The organism is Phenylobacterium sp. (assembly GCF_016124325.1).
In the GTDB taxonomy this organism is placed as follows: domain Bacteria; phylum Pseudomonadota; class Alphaproteobacteria; order Caulobacterales; family Caulobacteraceae; genus Phenylobacterium.
This window is the reverse complement of record NZ_WGNY01000030.1, coordinates 77,285-93,124: the sequence shown is the minus strand read 5'-3', so window position 1 is coordinate 93,124 and position 15,840 is coordinate 77,285. Positions and strand designations below refer to the sequence as shown.

Below are 15,840 nucleotides of genomic sequence, written 5' to 3'. Positions count from 1 at the left end.
ACTTTCCCCATGACCATCGAGATCGTCGAGTTCGAGCCCCGGCACGCCGAGGCCTTCCGCACGCTCAACGAAGCGTGGATCTCGAAGCACTTCGCCATCGAGGCCAAGGACCGCGAGGTGCTGAGCGACCCGCAGGGCAAGATCATCGACCAAGGCGGGCGCGTGTTCATGGCGATTACGGATGGCGCGGCGGTGGGCTGCGCGGCCCTGATCCGGATGGCCGACGGCGGCTACGAGGTGGCCAAGATGACCGTCAGCGAAGACCTGCGCGGCTCGGGGCTGGGGCGGATGCTGATGCAGCGCTGCATCGACGTGGGCGCCGAGTTGGGTGCGCCGCGGCTCTATCTGGAGACCAACTCGTCGCTCGGCCCGGCGCTGGGCCTCTACCGCGCCATGGGCTTCAAGGACCTCGCGCCCACCGACACGCCCTATGCGCGCGCCGACGTGTTCATGGAAAGGCGCTACTGAGGGGCGTTCTTAGTTGCGAATGACTCGCAACAGCAATAGCGTGGGCCGACCTGATCGGAGTCGGCCATGCATGTCCTCAGCCCCAGCGACAGCCTCTTCCACGGCGAGCGCCTGCTGATCCGCACGGTGCGCCTGCTGGCGCTGACCGAGCCGTGCCACGGCCTGCGCGCCCACTTCGAGGCGGCCTGCGGCTGCGCGGGCGAGACGGCCTACCGGATGCTGGAGGCCTTCGTGCAGCAGCTCGCCCTGCGGGGGCGGCGGCGGGTGGCGCTGGCGATCCCGGCCGATCCGCGGCTGACCGAGGACGAGGCGGTGATCCTCGACGCCTTCGGCGCGGCCCAGGCGGGCGACTACCGGACGCTGGACGAACGGCTGGGCGGGCTGCTCGGCGCGCCGCCGCCGGCCTCGCTGGGCGCGGCGGCCTGCATGGTGGCCGAGACCCTGGCGATCAACGGATTGATGCTGGAGCCGCGCCCGGCGCCCGACGCGATGATCCCCGCGGCGTGGACGCCGATGGCGGCCGAATAGCCGGGCTGGATCAGTGCTGGGTCGCCAGCACAACGCCCAGCAGCACGGCCACCCAATGGGCGGCGGCGGCGGCCACCACGTGGCCATGCCAGATGGCGCGGGAGAACTTCAGCCGCTTGTTCACGTAGAAGATCACGCCGGTGGAGTAGAGCACCCCGCCCGTGACCAGCAGGGCCAGGGCGTACCAGGCCAGGCTCTCTATCATCGGCTTCAGCGCGATCACCACCAGCCAGCCCAGGGCGAGATAGACGCCCACCCAGAACTTGCGGTCGATGCCGGTCAGGACCAGCTTTCCCAGCGCGCCCAGCGCCGCGATGCTCCAGACCGCCGCGGTCATCCCCCAGCCCCACGGGCCGGCGAGGTGTAGGGTGAACGGGGTGTAGGAGCCGGCGATCATCAGGAAGATGCCCGCGTGATCCAGCCGGCGCAGCATCGGGCGGTATTGCGGCTTGGCGAAATTGTAGGCGGTGGAGAACGCCAGCATGGCGATGACGCCGGCCCCATAGATCGACACGCCCACCACCTGGCTGATCGAACCCTTCAGGACCGCCAGGGTCAGCAGCACGATCCCGCCCACCAGGGCCAGGGTCAGGCCCATGACGTGGACCACCAGGTCGGCGCACTTGGCGGCGGGCGTCGGATAGTGGCGCGGCGGATAGGGCTTGGCGGGCAGGGTCATGCCTCAAAATAGCGCGCCGAGACGACATCGGTAAGGCGCCGGTGTGGCCAAGGCGGGCCCTTGACCGCGGCCGCGCCCGCATGGAACCCCACGCACCTTCGGGAGGACCCATGGCCGATCGCGACTACATCGACGGGCTGGCGGCGCTGATCGCCGAGCGCGCGGCGCGCCGGGCCGAGCCGGGCGCCTTCCTCGTGGGTGTGACGGGCGGGGTGGCCGCGGGCAAGAGCACCCTGGCGCGCCGGGTCGCCGACACGCTGGCGGCCGGCGGCGCGCCGGTCGAGATCGTGGCCACGGACGGCTTCCTGAAGCCTAACGCGGTGCTCGAGCCCGCGGGCCTGGGCAAGAAGAAGGGCTTCCCCGAGACCTACGACACCGCCGCCTTCCACGCCTTCCTCGCGGACCTCGCGTCCGGGCGGCGCGCCGAGATCCCGGTCTATTCGCATGTGACCTACGACATCGTCCCCGGGGAGGCGCGGGCGGTGGACGGCGCCGGCGTGGTGATCGTCGAGGGGATCAATGTGCTGCAGACCCCACAGGCGCGCGAGCGGTTCGGGCTGTCGGTCTACCTCGACGCCGACCCGGCCGACGCGAAGGCGTGGTATCTCGCCAGGCTGCACGGGATCATCGCCGCCGATCCCACGAGCTTCTTCGCCAGCATGGAGCCCGACCAGCGCGACGCCCTGTTCGAGTCCGCCTGGACCCACCTCAACCTGGTCAACCTGCGCGAATACATCGCGCCGACCGCGGCGTTCGCCGACGTGGTGGTCCGCAAGGGCCCGGACCACGCGATCGTGGCGCTGGAGGCGCCTACTCCTCCTTGACCCGCTTCTTGCGGAAGCTGGGGTTCAGCACCTTCTTGCGCAGGCGGATGGACTTCGGCGTCACCTCCACCAGCTCGTCCTCCTCGATGTAGGCGATGGCCTGTTCGAGGGTGAGGCGGCGCGGCGGGGTGAGGCGCACGGCCTCGTCCTTGCCCGAGGCGCGCACGTTGGTGAGCTGCTTGGCCTTCATCGGATTGACGTCGAGGTCGTCCGAGCGGGCGTTCTCGCCGATGATCATGCCCTGGTAGGTCTTCTCGCCGGCGCCCACGAACATCGTGCCGCGCTCCTCCAGGTTCCACAGGGCGTAGGCGGCGGTGTCGCCGTCGGAGTTGGAGACCAGCACGCCCTTGCGGCCGGCGTCGATGGCGCCCTTGTAGGGCTCGTAGTGGCTGAACACGCGGTTCAGCACGCCCGAGCCGCGGGTGTCGGTCAGGAACTCGCCCTGGTAGCCGATCAGCGAGCGCGACGGCGAGCTCAGGCTGATCCGCGTCTTGCCGGCGCCCGAGGGGCCCATGTCCTTCAGCTCGGCCTTCCGGGCGCTGAGCTTCTCGATGACGATGCCGGTGAACTCGTCGTCCACGTCGATCATGACGTCTTCGATGGGCTCCAGCCGCTCGCCGGTTTCCGGGTCCTGCTGGAAGACCACGCGCGGGCGGCTGATGGAGACCTCGAAGCCCTCGCGGCGCATGCTCTCGATCAGCACGCCCAGCTGCAGCTCGCCGCGGCCGGCGACTTCGTAGGCGTCCTTCTCGGCCGTCTCGGTCACCCGGATCGCGACGTTGGACTCGGCTTCCTTCTGCAGGCGCGCGGCGATGACGCGGCTCTGCACCTTGTCGCCCTCGCGGCCGGCCAGCGGGCTGTCGTTGACGCTGACGGTCATGGAGATGGTGGGCGGGTCGATCGGCTGGGCCGGCAGGGCTTCGTTGACCTCCATCGCGCAAAGCGTGTCGGCGACCGTGGCCTTGGACATGCCGGCGATGGCGACGATGTCGCCGGCCTCGGCGCCCTCGTCGATCGGCTGGCGCTTCAGCCCGCGGAAGGCCAGCACCTTGGTGATGCGGCCGCGCTCGATCTCCTTGCCGTCGCGGCTGAGCGCCTTGATCGGCAGGCCGGCGACGGCCTTGCCCGCCTCGATGCGGCCGGTCAGCAGGCGGCCGAGGAAGGGGTCGTTCTCGATCAGGACCGAGAGGATCTGGAAGGGTTCGTCCTTGCGCGCCTCGGCCTTGGGCGGCGGCACGTGGTCGACGATCAGGTCGAACAGCGGGGCCAGGTCGTCGTTGGGCTGGTTGAGGTCCATCGTCGCCCAGCCGTTCTTGCCGCTGGCGTAGATGTGCGGGAAATCGAGCTGCTCGTCGGTGGCGCCCATGGCGGCGAACAGGTCGAAGGCGTCGTTGTGCACCCGGTCCGGGTCGGCGTGCGGCCGGTCGACCTTGTTGAGGCAGAGGATCGGGCGCAGGCCCATCTTCAGCGCCTTGCCCAGCACGAACTTGGTCTGGGGCATGACGCCTTCCTCGGCGTCCACCAGCAGGACGCAGCCGTCCACCATGCCCAGGATCCGCTCAACCTCGCCGCCGAAGTCGGCGTGGCCGGGCGTGTCGATGATGTTGATCCGCGTCTCACCCGCCTTTCCATGCCACAGCACTGAGGTGCACTTGGCCAGGATGGTGATGCCGCGCTCGCGTTCCTGATCGTTGGAATCCATGGCGCGCTCCACCGTCGCCTCGTTGGCGCGGAAGACGCCCGACTGGGCGAGGAGCTGGTCCACGAGCGTGGTCTTGCCGTGGTCGACGTGGGCGATGATGGCGATGTTTCGCAGGGACATGAGGCGGGCACGGTCAGAGGAAGGGGCGCGCGCTTGTAGGGGAAGGCGGCGAAGACCGCCAGCCTGTTGTGCGGCGCACATGACGCAAGGACAGCCTCACGTAACGCGATATGCTGAAATTCCTTGAAAAACAGGGGTGGGCCACAGGGTGCGCCGAAATGTCCCTGCGAATCTCTTGCAATATTGTGCGCCGCACATTAGCTTGACTTCACGGGCGTCGCTGACGTCCCCGCCCTTCCTGGGCGTTTCCTCCCTAATGACCTGCCGCGCCCGATGGCGCGGCTTTTTTTTGGCCCGACGGGTGGCTTGCATCTCTCGTTGACGTGGTCGACACCTGCTCGGGCCTCGATCGAAAGGGCTTCGCATGCGCAAGGCGGCAAGGACGAGGGCGCTCTACGCCGGCTCGTTCGACCCGATCACCCGTGGCCACCTGGATATCATCGGCAAGGCGCTTCTGACCTTTGACGAGGTGCACGTCGCCATCGGGACCAACGTGCGCAAGACCCGCACCTTCGGCGTCGAGGAGAGCCTTCGCCTGATCGCGGGATCGGTCGCGGAGCGCTGGCCCGAGGCCGCCGCCACGCCCGGCGGGGCGCTGTTCGACGGCGCGTTGGAGGTAGGCGAGTACACCGGCCAGAGCCTGGTCGCCCACGCTCGCCGGATCGGGGCGACGCATATCGTCCGCGGCTTGCGCGAAGCCAGCGACTTCAACGAGGAATTCAACATCCACGGCGTGGCCGGGCGGATCGATCCCACCATCCCGATGGTGCACTTCATCTGCGAGGCGCAGTTCCTTCACGTCTCGTCCAGCACAGCCAAGGAACTTGACGCCGTTGGCGAGGCGATCGGCTGGTTGGTGACGCCGTGTGTCGAGGCCGCGTTCGCCGCGCGGCGCGGATGACGCCTGGATCGCCCCGCGCCAGGCGCTCCACGGCCGCGAAGTGTTCCCCTGGGCATCCCTGAGCGGGCCGCGAGACTGAGGGCCCTTCTTGACGCGCGGACCGCGCCGACGGGCGCGCCGCCGCTGGCTTTCGGCCCGGCGTCAGCCTGCCGCGCGGGGCAGGCTCGGATCGCTTTGCGCGGCGCCGGCTTCGAGCGCCTCGGCCAGGCCCGCGATGAGGCTGGCGGCCGTCACCGGCTTGGGAATGTGCAGGTCCGCGCCGGCGGCGGCGGCGTCGAGGCGGTGCTGCGCCATCGCGTTGGCGCTCAGCATGACGATCGGCGTGCGGGGGCGGTTCGGACGTTCCGCTTCGAGCCGCCGGATGAGACGGGTGGCGGCCAGGCCGTCCATCACCGGCATCTGCATGTCCATCAGCACGATGTCGAACGCCTCCGCGTGCATCAGCCGCACGGCCTCGGCGCCGTTCTCGGCGATGACGACCTCGGCGCCGAGCGGCGCAAGAATGAGCTGGACCACCTTCTGATTGGTCGGATGGTCCTCGGCCAGCAGCACGCGCAGCGCGCTCCAACCCTCGCCGAGGGCGCCCTCGGCGCCGGCGTCCGTCGGGGGCGGCGCGGCGTCGTAGTCGGCGAGCGGCCTGGCGCGCGCAAGCGGCAGGACCACGCGGAAACGGCTGCCCTCGCCCGGGGCGGACGCCGCGGCGATCTCGCCGCCCATCATCTCGACCAGCGCCTTGCAGATCGACAGGCCCAGCCCGGTGCCGCCGAACCGTCGGGTGATGGTGGTGTCGGCCTGGCTGAACCGCTGGAACAGGGTCCTGGCCGCCGCTTCGTCGAAGCCGACGCCGGTGTCGCCGATCTCGAAGACCAGCCGGCTGGGCTCGCCCGTCAGGTCGGGCTCCTGGGCGTCGACCGAAATCCAGACCTCGCCGGCGGCGGTGAACTTCACGGCGTTCGACAGCAGGTTGCCGAGCACCTGCTTGAGGCGCGTGCTGTCGCCGCGGAACACGCCGCGCGCCTGCGGACCGAAGCTGCAGCGGAAGGACAGGTTCTTCTCGTGCGCGCGCACCTGGTGCAGCTCGATCAGCCCGCCGAGCTCGTGGCCGAGGTCGAACTCCTGCTCCTCCATCTCGAGCCGCCCCGCTTCGATCTTCGAGACGTCGAGGATGTCGGAGACCAGCCGCTCCAGCGTCGCGCCTGAACTGGTGATCAGGCCCACCATCTCGCGCTGGTCGGCCGTCAGCCCGGTCTTGCTCAGCGCGTCCGCCACGCCGATCACCCCGTTGAGCGGCGTGCGGATCTCGTGGCTCATGTTGGCCAGGAAGTCGCTCTTGGCTTGGTTGGCGGCCTCGGCGGCCTGCTTGGCTGCGTTCAGCTCGGCTTCGAAGGCCAGGCGGTCGGTCACGTCGCGCGCAAGCCCGAACACCAGATCGCCGACGCGCCGCGCCCGCCATTCCAGATGGCGGTAGCCGCCGTCCCGACACCGGTAGCGGTTCACGAAGCCCATGACCTGGTCGTCGCGCTGCAGCCGATCCATGTGGCCCCGGGAGGCCGCGACGTCGTCGGGATGGATCAGGGGCAGCAGCGACGCGCCCTCCAGTTCCTCGACGCTGTATCCCAGCACCTTTTCCCAGGCGCGGTTCACCTTCACGAACCGCAGGTCCATGTCGCGGATGCAGAGCAGGTCGAGCGAGACCTCGAAGAAGGTGGTCAGCTGCCGCGCGGCCGCGCGCTCGGTCTCGGCCGCCTGCCGGGCGCGGGCCTCGCTCTCGGCCAGCCGCTCCTGGTCGCGCTGGCGCACGATGGCGATGGCCGCCAGCTCGGCCGCGGCCTCGATGAAGGCGAAATCGTCCTCGCCGGGCGCGCTGACCCGCCGGTGATAGATGGCGAAGGCGCCGAGCACCGACCCGTCGGCCGCCTGGATCGGCTGCGACCAACAGGCGCGCAGCCCCGCGGTGGCCGCGAGGTCCCGGAAATCGGCCCACAAAGGATCGGCCTGGATGTCTTCGACGACGACCCGCCGGTTGAGATACATCGCCGTCCCGCAGGAGCCGACCTTGGCTCCGATCAGCAGCCCGTCGATGGCGGCGTTGTAGTACTCGGGAAGGCTGGGCGCGGCGCCGAGCTTGAGGCGGGTCCCGGACTCGTCGAGCAGCAGGATGCTGCACAGGGTCTCCGGAGCCTCGGCTTCGACCGACCGGACGATGGCTTCCAGCACGACCCCCAACTGGTCGCCGCCCACCATGAGGGCCATGGTGCGACGGAACGCGGAATGCGCAGGGGTCTGGGTCATGGGCGATCGATCCGGGACTCGTCTAGCAAGCCAGTCTCGCCGAGATGTTAATGCCGAGGCCTGCCGCCTCGTCGGCGCCGCCTAGGCCGCCTTCAGCGCGCTCCAGTCGGCGGCGGCCAGGGCCGCGGTGAGGCGCTCGATGTGGGCCTTCAGGGCCGCGAAGCCGCGCGTGGGCGAGAGCGTGGCCTCGTCGAGGTAGAGGGCGCGGTTGATCTCGATCTGCAGGGCGTGCGCCCGGCGCGACGGTTGGCCGTAGTGCTCGGTGGTGTAGCCGCCGGCGTAGGGCGTGTTGCGCGCGACCCGATAGCCCAGCGCCTCGAACTCGCGTTCGACGCGCGCGGTGAGCACGCCGGCGCAGGCGGCGCCGAAGCGGTCGCCCAGCACGATGTCGGCCGGCCGGTCGCGCGCGCCGGCCTTGGCGGCGGCGGCGGGCATGGAGTGCCAGTCCACCAGGATCGCGAAGCCGTGGGCGGCCTGGGCCTCGGCGATCAAGGCGCGCAGCGCCTCGTGATAGGGGCGGTGCGCGCCCTCGATGCGCGTGCGGGCCTCGGCGAAGGTGAGCTTGCGGCGGTAGATCTCCTGGCCTTCTGAGACCACCCGGGCGATGGCGCCCAGGCCGGCGGCTACCCGGGCGGTGCGCGAGCGGGCGAACTCCGGAAGCTCGTCGGCGAACATCGTCGGGTCGAGCTCGAAGGGCTCGCGGTTCAGGTCGATGTAGGCGCGTGCGTAGCCGGCGGCGATGAAGGCCGCGCCGTGCGCCGGCGCCTCGGCGATCAGGTCGTCGACGAGCGCGTCCTCAGAACGGCGGATGCTGAGCGCGTCCAGCGCGGCGGCCGACATCATGTCCTCGGGATAGACCCGGCCCGAATGCGGCGAGGCGAAGACCAGGGGCGTGGGCGGCGGGCCCTCGCCGGCGCGGCGCACCCGGAAGGCCTCGAAGGGCGCCGAATCGGGCTTGGGCAAGGGGTCCAGCGCGTTCATCGCGGCCATAGAACGCCGGGCCGCCCCGCCCGTCAAAGGGGCAGGCTCCGAGGCGGGGCGGCGGCGAGGCGATCCGCCTCACTTTGCCGCTCTTCATCGCGCCTTTACCCTTCGCTAGGTAAGTTGGGGGTTCAACCGAAGCTTCGACCCATGTCACGCATCCTGCTCGCTGAAGACGACGACTCCCTGCGCGGCTTCCTGGCCCGTGCGCTCGAACGCGCCGGCCATGAGGTGACGTCCTGCGCCGACGGCGACGAAGCCGTGACCCACCTCGACGAGCCGTGGGACCTGCTGCTCACCGACATCGTCATGCCCGGCCTGGACGGGATCGAGGTGGCGCGGCAGGCCGCCGCCCGGCACCCGGGCCTGCGGATCATGTTCATCACCGGCTTCGCCGCCGTGGCGCTGGCCGCGGGGGAGAAGGCGCCCGCCGGCGCCAAGGTGCTGTCGAAGCCCATCCACCTGCGCGAGATCGTCTCCGAGGTGGAGCGGATGATCGCCGCCTGAACGTTCGCCTAAGGACGGTTGCTAAGGCCGGGGCCGATCTGTATATCCCCGCCTTCCCGAACGGTCCGGACGCGTAGCTCAGCGGGAGAGCACCTCGTTGACATCGAGGGGGTCGCTGGTTCAATCCCAGCCGCGTCCACCATTCTTTTCAGAGCAAGATCAAGGCGTTGTCAGCCCTCCGCCGGCGGCGGGCAGGGGCTGAGGCCGCCCAGCGCCACGTAGTAGGCGAGGTTGCGCGCGACGGCGGCGCGGTCGCCCGAGGCGGCGAGGCCGTCGAGCAGGGCGCCCAGGGCCGCGGGGCCGCCGCCGAGCAGCGCCTCCAGCCTCCGGACGAACGCATCCTGGAAGCGGACCTCGCCGATCGGCGCGGCGAGGTTCGCCTCGAGCGCCCGCCCCGGCGCGGCGGCGACGGTCACGGCCGCGAGGCGTTCGGCCGCCTCGCTCGGCGCGAGGCGCGCGGCGTCGCGGGAGAACACGTCGCGGCGGAACCGGCGGTTGACGGCGAAATCCATCGCGAGCCGCCGCGCGGCCTCCGTCGGCAGGGCCGCCACGGCGGCGGCCTGGCCCGCATTCACGAGCAGCGGGTCGTAGTTGTCCACGAGCGTGGCGCTGGCCTCGTAGCGCAGGCCGATGCGCGCCATCTCGGCCTGGACGTCGATCGAATAGAAGACCTCCCAGGCGCGGTTCAGGAACTCGTGGGCGAGATAGGCGGGCGGCTGGCGGGCCGCCCAGGCCGCGGCGGCTCCGGCGGCCGGCGTGTCGCGGAAGTAGCGCAGGCCCGCGCCTGCAAGCGCGTCGACGACGGCCGCGCCCTGGCCGGCTCGCTCCCCGCCCGAGCCGGACCCCGCGCCGGCGAGCTCGACCAGCAGCCGCCGCAGCGGCGCCTCGGCCGCCCATCCGGGCTGGCAGTTGTAGCTGACATAGGCCAGGCCGCCGGGGTTGAGCCGCGTGGCCAGCAGGCGGCGCACGTTGGCCCGCGCCCGGGCGTCGACCCAGCTGTAGACGCCGTGCGCGACCACGAGGTCGAAGCCGCCGATGTCGGCGTCGAGCAGGTCGGCGAACGAGGCCTCGTGGAGGCGAAGGTTGTCCAGGCCCCGCGCGCGCGCCTCGCCGCGGGCGGCCTCCACATGGGCGGCGCTGAGGTCGCAGCCATGGAACTCGGCGTGCGGGCTGGCGGCGGCGTTGGCGATCAGCGAGGCCCCAGGGCCGCAGCCGAGTTCGAGATAGCGGAAGGGACGGGCGAGGTCTGGCGCGGCGCCGCCGCCGAGGGCCGCGGCGTAGGCGATCCAGGCGGGGCCGAGCTCGCGATGGACGCGGTCCTCGTAAGGCGTGTCGAGCACATAGCCGGAGGGATCCGTCGCGTTCGCGGACCTCGGGCCGGGCGGATCTGGGCGCGCGCCCTCGTTCAAGACGGACCTCATGACGGCAGGGCAGCTCCCTGCGTCGAGCGCGAGCCGCCTGCTGTCAAGCCGGGGATTGGCGCGGGGTCCGATCCGGCGCGCCCGCGCGGGACTGCGTAAAGCTACTTAGGGAGCGATCCGAAATGGCCGGCGGCGGCCGATCGCGCGAGGTTGGGCGCACCACAGGGAGCACCAGATGCCTGCCACCGCCACCGCCGCCGCGACCCTTCCGATGCCGCCGCTCGCGCTGGTCGCGCGCCCGGACGACAGCTACCTGCGCCTGACGCCCGCCGGCGCCGCCGAATGGGTGACCGATCCCGCCAGCGCCACGGCCTTCGACACCCTGCGCGAGGCCACCCGGATGGCGATGCGCCTTCCAGCCGGACTGCGCGCCTTCGGCCTGCCCCGCGTCGGGTCTTCGGAATAGAATCCTCACCGCTCGAATGGAGCCGTCGAATGGGATCGAAGGTCTCCGAATCCGGCAGTTGAGCGCGCCCTAGTCGAGGTCGGTCCCGCCGATCGACATCTCCAGCACGAGCCGGTTGCGCCCGCGCCGACGCGCATAGGCGGCGATGCGGCTCCAGGCGCGGATCAGTTCCAGTCCAGCGCCGCCGCCGCGTTCCAGGTCGGGCCCCTCGAAGACCGCCTCGCGGGGATCGAAGGGCGACCCCGCGTCGCTCGCGGCCAGGCGGACCATCCCCTCCAGGCGTTCCAGGCGCAGGACGATGCGGCTGGCGGGCGGCGCGCCGCCGTGCTCCACCACGTTGATCACCCACTCCTCGACGATGATCGCCAGCCGGTCGGCCGCGTCCGGGCCGATGGCGGCGCGCTCGGCGAATCCGCGGGCCCACGCGAGCGCGAGCGCCACCGCGGCCGCCTCGCAGCGCAGGCGCGCCACGGCCACAGAAGAGGATTCGAACTCGGCGCCGAGCTGGGCTATGTCTTTACCCTGTGGCTGGAGGTGACGATGCGACGGACTTGGGTTGCGGGCTTGCTGGCGGTTGCGGCGTTCTCGGCGCCGGCTGCGTCGATGGCGGAGATCGGACGGATCAAGTCGGTGAGCGGCACGGCGACCGTGATGCGCGGCGAGTCCGCGACGCCGGCCGCCCCGGGGGTCCAGCTGCTGGTCAGCGACGTGCTCACGACCGGCCGCGACGGCCGCATCGGCCTGACCTTCATCGACAATTCGCGCTTCGCCATCGGGCCGAACAGCCGCGTCGCGCTCTCGCAGTTCGAGTTCGACGACACGACCCACAAGGGCAAGTCGCTGACGACGGTCGACCGCGGCTCGCTGGCGGTCGTCTCGGGCCAGATCGCCAAGGAGAACAAGGACGCCATGAAGGTGCGCACCCCCACCTCGCTGCTCGCGGCGCGGGGCACGCGGTTCGTGGTGGAGGTGAAATGAGACCGCTGGCGCTCGCCGCCCTGACGGTGCTGCTGGCCGGATGCGCCTCGACGGCGCGGGTCACTCTGCTGCCGGACGAGGGCGTCTCCACCGCCGGCGCGGTGGCCGCCTTCGACCCGGCGACGAATGAAGAGGTCGGCGACCTGACCGCGCCCAACACCCAGGCGGTGGTGGGCGGACGCGCCTTCAAGCCCAGCCCCGCGCCGGCCAACGCCTATGCCGACCTGCTGTCGGTGATGCCGTACCCGCCGAGGGTCTATGTGCTCTACTTCACCCAGGGCACGACCGATCTGACCGAGGAATCCAGGCCGATCCTCGAAGCCCTGCGGCAGGCGGTGACGGCCAGCTCCGAGGTGCAGATCGTCGGTCATACCGACACCGTGGGCAGTTCGGAGAGCAACGACGCGCTGTCGCGGGAGCGCGCGGTGGAGATCCGCGCCGCGCTGGTGCGGCAGGGCCTGCCGCTCGAGAACGCCCGGGTGACGGGCCGCGGCGAGCGGGAGCCAAGGGTGCCGACCGCCGACAACGTCGACGAGCCGGCCAATCGCCGGGTCGAGGTCATCCTGCGCTAGCCCCTTTCGGGCGCCGGCGCAGCGCCAGGACCGTGAGGTCGTCGCTGGGCTCGCCGCCGGCCTCGAACGCCCGGACACGGGCCACGATCTGGTCGATCATCTCGGTAAGGCGTTCGGCCTTCGCCCCCTCGGTGACGGCGGCCAGCACCTGCTCGCGTGCGAAGAGCGCGCCGGAGGGATCCTGCGCCTCGGTCAGCCCGTCGGTGAAAGCCACCAGGATCTCGCCCTCGCGCAGGTAGTGGGTCTCGATCGGATAGGGGAAGGTCTCGTCCACGCAGAGGGGCGGCCCGCCGTCGAGCTTCAGCTCCCGCACCTGGCCGTCCAGCCCGACCACCAGCGGGTGTTCGTGGCCGGCGCTGCAGAGGTCGAGCCGGCCGTCGTCGAGGCGCAGGACGCCCACCAGCAGCGACACGGCCATCGCCTGGCTGTTGTTGCGCGAGAGCTCGGCGTTGATGCCCTCCACGGCGGTGTCGAGGTCGGTGCGCCGGCGGGTGAGCTGGCTGCGCGACAGGGCCTTGGACAGCGCCATGAACAACGACGCCGGCACGCCCTTGCCGGTGACGTCCCCCACGAGGAAGCACAGACGCTCGGCGTCGATCATGAAGGCGTCGTAGAGGTCGCCGCCGACCGTGCGGGCCGGCTGCAGCACCGCATCCACCTCGACGGCGGGCGAGACGCGGGCCAGCTCGGCGCGGGGCAGCAGCATGCCGGTCTGGATCTCGCTGGCGGCGGCCAGTTCGCCCGACATGCGCGCCGCGCCCAGCCGCTCGTCGTCCAGCGCCGAGCGCAGCTGCGCCTGGACCCGGCGGCCCTCGACGAAGAGCAGCGCCACGGTGAGCGCCGAATTGGCGGCGCCCGGCGCCAGCATCGGGATCGGATCCAGCAGGATCGAGTGCTGGAAGGCCACGTAGCTGGCGACGAAGGCGCCCACGATCTCGACCACTGCGCCCACGATCACCAGGCCCATGTGTGCGCGCGGGACGCCGGCCACCGAGATCAGCACGAACAGCAGCCCGAGGCCCCATTCGGTCAACGGCGCCCAAAGGGGACGGCGCAGACCCCCGTCGCGCAGGATGGCGTCCACCGCCTGGGCCTGGACGAAGACGCCATAGGCCTCGGTCTCGGCCGGGGTCGCGACGACGTCCGAGGTGCCGGCGGCGGTCAGGCCGATGAGGACGATCTTGTCCTTGAAGGCGGTGGGGTCGAACCCCTGGCGCAGGATGTCGGCGGCCGAGTAGGTGGGGTAGGCCGCGATGTGGCGCCCGTTGGGGGTGGAGCGGCCGGCGAACCGCAGCTCGACGCGCCCGCCGGCGTCGACGGACACCCGGTGGCCGTCCACCTTCACCGCCCGGAGCGCGCCGGGCGAACCCTGCAGCTCGATGGTGTCGACGTCCTCGGCCACCCGGACCAGTTCGAGCGCGAAGCTCGGATTGAGCACGCCGCCGATGCGGCCGAGCAGGGGCACCCGGCGGATGAGCCCGTCGGAGTCCGGCGGGCCGTTGACCAGGCCGTGGCCCAGCGCGCGCCCGTCGAGCAGGGCATAGTTGGTCACCACGCCGCGGTAGCGCGGAATGGCGTCGGGCTGCGGTCCCGTGAACTGGGCCTCGGGCGGCAGCGGCGCGGCCGCGTCCGCGTCGGGCTGATCGAACGACTCGCTGTCGAAGCCCGCCCGGGCCATCACCACCGGACTGCGTCCGACGGCGGCGCCGAAGGTGGCGTCGGTCGCGGGCAGGGCGCGGATCTCGGCGATCGTGGCCGCCGAGAGCTCGGGATACTGCGCGGCGAAGGCGTCCGGCGTCTCCCGGTCGGCCTCCGGGAAGATGAAGTCGAAGCCGATGGCGCGCGGGCCCTGCTCGGTGATCTTCTCGGTCAGCCGCGCCAGGGTGTAGCGCGGCCAGGGCCAGCCGCCGACGGCCGCCACGCTGGGGGCGTCGACCACCACCACGGCGATCTGCGGGCTGGGCTGCGGCGCGGGGCCGATACGCTGGTAGAGGTCGAACAGGGGCTGACGCAGGGCGTCCTGGGCGAAGATCAGGCCCACCACCACCAGGATCGCCGCGACGAGCCCGCTCGCCCGGACGCGCACGCGCGCCCAGGTGTCGAGCTCAACGAGATCGTCAGACTGAAACTTCCAGTCCGTCATAAGCGCAAATGACCTCGAGCGGCGGCCGGTCGCCCCGGACAAGCTCCTCGTAGCGCACGGTCTCGGCGTGCATGCGCTGGATGTCGGCGTCGGTGTAGGTGGGTTCGTGGTGGAACAGGGCCAGCCGCCGCGCTCCGGCGGCCTGGCAGAGGTCGACCGCAACCACGTTGGACGAATGGCCCCAGTCCTGCTTGAGGCTGACCGTGTCGCCCAGCGAATACATGGTGTCGCAGACCACCAGGTCGGCGTCCCGGAAGAAGCCCTCGAACGCGGCTTCGGATTCCATGTTGTCGACCCGGTGCTCGGAGTCGGTCGAATAGACCACGGCGCGACCTTCGCGCTCGAAGCGGAAGCCGTACGAGTCGTGGGAGTGGTGCTGCCGCGCCAGCGTCACCGAGACGCCCGCCACCTCGAAGGGCTCGCCCTCCGCGTGGGTGATGAACTCGAACTTCGCGCGCAGCCAGTCGAACGGCACCGGAAACGAGATTTCCTCCTGCTGGCGGCGCAGCGCCTGCTCGGCGTCGGGATGGCCGGCGTGGATCACGATGGTCGCGCCCGGATCGAAGGCCGGCCCGAAGAACGGGAAGCCCATGATGTGGTCCCAGTGCAGGTGGGACATGAAGAAGTGATAGATGCGCGGGTGGCCCGCGGCGCAGCGGCGGAAGGCGTCGATGCCGAACTCGCGCAGGCCCGAGCCCATGTCGCAGATCAGGAACGCATCGTCTCCGCCCTCGATCTCCACGCACGAGGTCGCGCCCCCGTAGGTGCCCCAGGTGGCGAAGTCGAGATTGTCCTGGGCGAAGCGCGCGGCCTCGGCCTCGTCGGCGAACGTGCGTCCGCTGGCCGCCACGAGCGCGCGCGAAATCTTGCCCAGCGCCGCATCGGCCCGTAGCGCCACCGGCAACGAGCCGCGCGTGCCCCAGAAGCGTACCAGCATCCAGCCCCCTCCAGCCGGCGGTCAGCCGCCCGACCCCACCTCGTCCACGATCTCGAACAGCTTGTCATACCGGCTGATCGCGAGGATTTCGCGCATGCGCTCGTTGGGCGAGGCCAGCGTGATGGCGACCTGGTCGCCCGCCTCGCGCTTGGCGATGGTCAGGGCCCGCAGGCCGCGCGAGGACATGTAGTCGAGCCGGGACAAGTCGACGGTCAGCGACGATCCGATGGCCGCGGCCTCCCGCACGGCGGCGATGAGATGGCCGGAGAAGGCCTCCCAGGTTGTTTCGTCAACCCGTCCCGCCGGCTCGCCGATCAGGCGTCCGTCCTCGTTTCGAACCTGCCAGTCCATCGTCCACCCCCGAACAATGGGCCCCGCGCT

The 15,840-nt window shown here is 71.0% G+C and carries 17 protein-coding genes and 1 tRNA gene; 9 read left to right on the top strand and 9 right to left on the bottom strand.

Annotated elements, in window-relative coordinates:
* Positions 1-9 precede the first annotated feature (9 nt).
* Positions 10-468: a GNAT family N-acetyltransferase gene (locus GC203_RS17405; protein ID WP_293457232.1), complete on the top strand. Its 459-nt coding sequence runs from the start codon at positions 10-12 to the stop codon at positions 466-468.
* A gap of 66 nt (positions 469-534) precedes the next feature.
* On the top strand, positions 535-996 hold the full coding sequence (locus GC203_RS17400) for a hypothetical protein (protein WP_293457229.1): 462 nt from the start codon (positions 535-537) through the stop codon (positions 994-996).
* A 10-nt stretch (positions 997-1,006) separates the two neighbouring features.
* Here GC203_RS17400 and GC203_RS17395 read toward each other — a convergent pair whose 3' ends face one another.
* Entirely contained in the window at positions 1,007-1,675 is a 669-nt protein-coding gene (locus GC203_RS17395) for a hemolysin III family protein (protein ID WP_293457226.1), read from the bottom strand.
* A gap of 110 nt (positions 1,676-1,785) precedes the next feature.
* Between GC203_RS17395 and GC203_RS17390 the strand changes: the two genes are divergently transcribed.
* Positions 1,786-2,499: a hypothetical protein gene (locus tag GC203_RS17390; protein WP_293457223.1), complete on the top strand. Its 714-nt coding sequence runs from the start codon at positions 1,786-1,788 to the stop codon at positions 2,497-2,499.
* Here GC203_RS17390 and typA read toward each other — a convergent pair.
* Complete coding sequence (gene typA, locus GC203_RS17385; RefSeq protein ID WP_293457220.1) at positions 2,486-4,321, bottom strand: translational GTPase TypA; 1,836 nt, start codon at positions 4,319-4,321, stop codon at positions 2,486-2,488. The two genes, GC203_RS17390 and typA, sit on opposite strands and share 14 nt — an antisense overlap.
* Positions 4,322-4,685: 364 nt before the next feature.
* Between typA and coaD the strand changes: the two genes are divergently transcribed.
* Positions 4,686-5,222 carry a pantetheine-phosphate adenylyltransferase gene (gene coaD / locus GC203_RS17380; protein WP_293457217.1) on the top strand — a complete coding sequence of 179 codons (537 nt, stop codon included), beginning with the start codon at positions 4,686-4,688 and terminating at the stop codon, positions 5,220-5,222.
* 141 nt (positions 5,223-5,363) lie between these two features.
* On the opposite strand, the gene GC203_RS17375 is transcribed toward coaD, so the two are convergent.
* A complete protein-coding gene (locus GC203_RS17375; RefSeq protein ID WP_293457214.1) occupies positions 5,364-7,514 on the bottom strand; it encodes an ATP-binding protein in 2,151 nt (716 codons plus the stop codon).
* Positions 7,515-7,595: 81 nt separating this feature from the next.
* The gene (locus tag GC203_RS17370) at positions 7,596-8,495 is read right to left on the bottom strand and encodes an N-formylglutamate amidohydrolase (RefSeq protein ID WP_293457475.1); all 900 of its coding nucleotides are present in this window, start codon (positions 8,493-8,495) and stop codon (positions 7,596-7,598) included.
* 150 nt (positions 8,496-8,645) lie between these two features.
* On the opposite strand from GC203_RS17370, the gene cpdR reads away from it, so the two are divergent.
* Both cpdR and GC203_RS17360 read left to right on the top strand, forming a co-directional pair.
* Positions 8,646-9,002 (top strand): cell cycle two-component system response regulator CpdR, encoded by a 357-nt coding sequence (gene cpdR / locus GC203_RS17365; protein ID WP_293457211.1) that lies wholly within the window; start codon positions 8,646-8,648, stop codon positions 9,000-9,002.
* Positions 9,003-9,069: 67 nt separating this feature from the next.
* Positions 9,070-9,144: transfer RNA gene (locus GC203_RS17360), tRNA-Val, on the top strand.
* A gap of 28 nt (positions 9,145-9,172) precedes the next feature.
* On the opposite strand, the gene GC203_RS17355 is transcribed toward GC203_RS17360, so the two are convergent.
* Positions 9,173-10,342, bottom strand: coding sequence for a class I SAM-dependent methyltransferase (locus GC203_RS17355; RefSeq protein WP_293457208.1), 1,170 nt, complete (start codon positions 10,340-10,342; stop codon positions 9,173-9,175).
* 256 nt (positions 10,343-10,598) lie between these two features.
* Between GC203_RS17355 and GC203_RS17350 the strand changes: the two genes are divergently transcribed.
* Positions 10,599-10,829, top strand: a complete 231-nt coding sequence (locus tag GC203_RS17350) for a hypothetical protein (protein WP_293457205.1) — start codon at positions 10,599-10,601, stop codon at positions 10,827-10,829.
* Between the two features lie 69 nt (positions 10,830-10,898).
* On the opposite strand, the gene GC203_RS17345 is transcribed toward GC203_RS17350, so the two are convergent.
* Positions 10,899-11,306 (bottom strand): ATP-binding protein, encoded by a 408-nt coding sequence (locus tag GC203_RS17345; RefSeq protein WP_293457202.1) that lies wholly within the window; start codon positions 11,304-11,306, stop codon positions 10,899-10,901.
* A 63-nt stretch (positions 11,307-11,369) separates the two neighbouring features.
* Between GC203_RS17345 and GC203_RS17340 the strand changes: the two genes are divergently transcribed.
* The gene (locus tag GC203_RS17340; RefSeq protein ID WP_293457201.1) at positions 11,370-11,807 is read left to right on the top strand and encodes a FecR domain-containing protein; all 438 of its coding nucleotides are present in this window, start codon (positions 11,370-11,372) and stop codon (positions 11,805-11,807) included.
* Positions 11,804-12,379: an OmpA family protein gene (locus tag GC203_RS17335; protein ID WP_293457200.1), complete on the top strand. Its 576-nt coding sequence runs from the start codon at positions 11,804-11,806 to the stop codon at positions 12,377-12,379. The genes GC203_RS17340 and GC203_RS17335 overlap by 4 nt, the downstream gene beginning before the upstream one ends.
* Here GC203_RS17335 and GC203_RS17330 read toward each other — a convergent pair.
* From GC203_RS17330 to GC203_RS17320, 3 genes are read right to left on the bottom strand one after another with little or no spacing between them, the layout of a single operon-like run.
* Complete coding sequence (locus tag GC203_RS17330; RefSeq protein WP_293457199.1) at positions 12,366-14,522, bottom strand: CHASE2 domain-containing protein; 2,157 nt, start codon at positions 14,520-14,522, stop codon at positions 12,366-12,368. The genes GC203_RS17335 and GC203_RS17330 overlap by 14 nt on opposite strands.
* The gene (locus GC203_RS17325; protein WP_293457195.1) at positions 14,497-15,459 is read right to left on the bottom strand and encodes an MBL fold metallo-hydrolase; all 963 of its coding nucleotides are present in this window, start codon (positions 15,457-15,459) and stop codon (positions 14,497-14,499) included. The genes GC203_RS17330 and GC203_RS17325 overlap by 26 nt, the downstream gene beginning before the upstream one ends.
* A 21-nt stretch (positions 15,460-15,480) precedes the next feature.
* Positions 15,481-15,810, bottom strand: coding sequence for an STAS domain-containing protein (locus GC203_RS17320; protein WP_293457192.1), 330 nt, complete (start codon positions 15,808-15,810; stop codon positions 15,481-15,483).
* Positions 15,811-15,840: the final 30 nt, after the last annotated feature.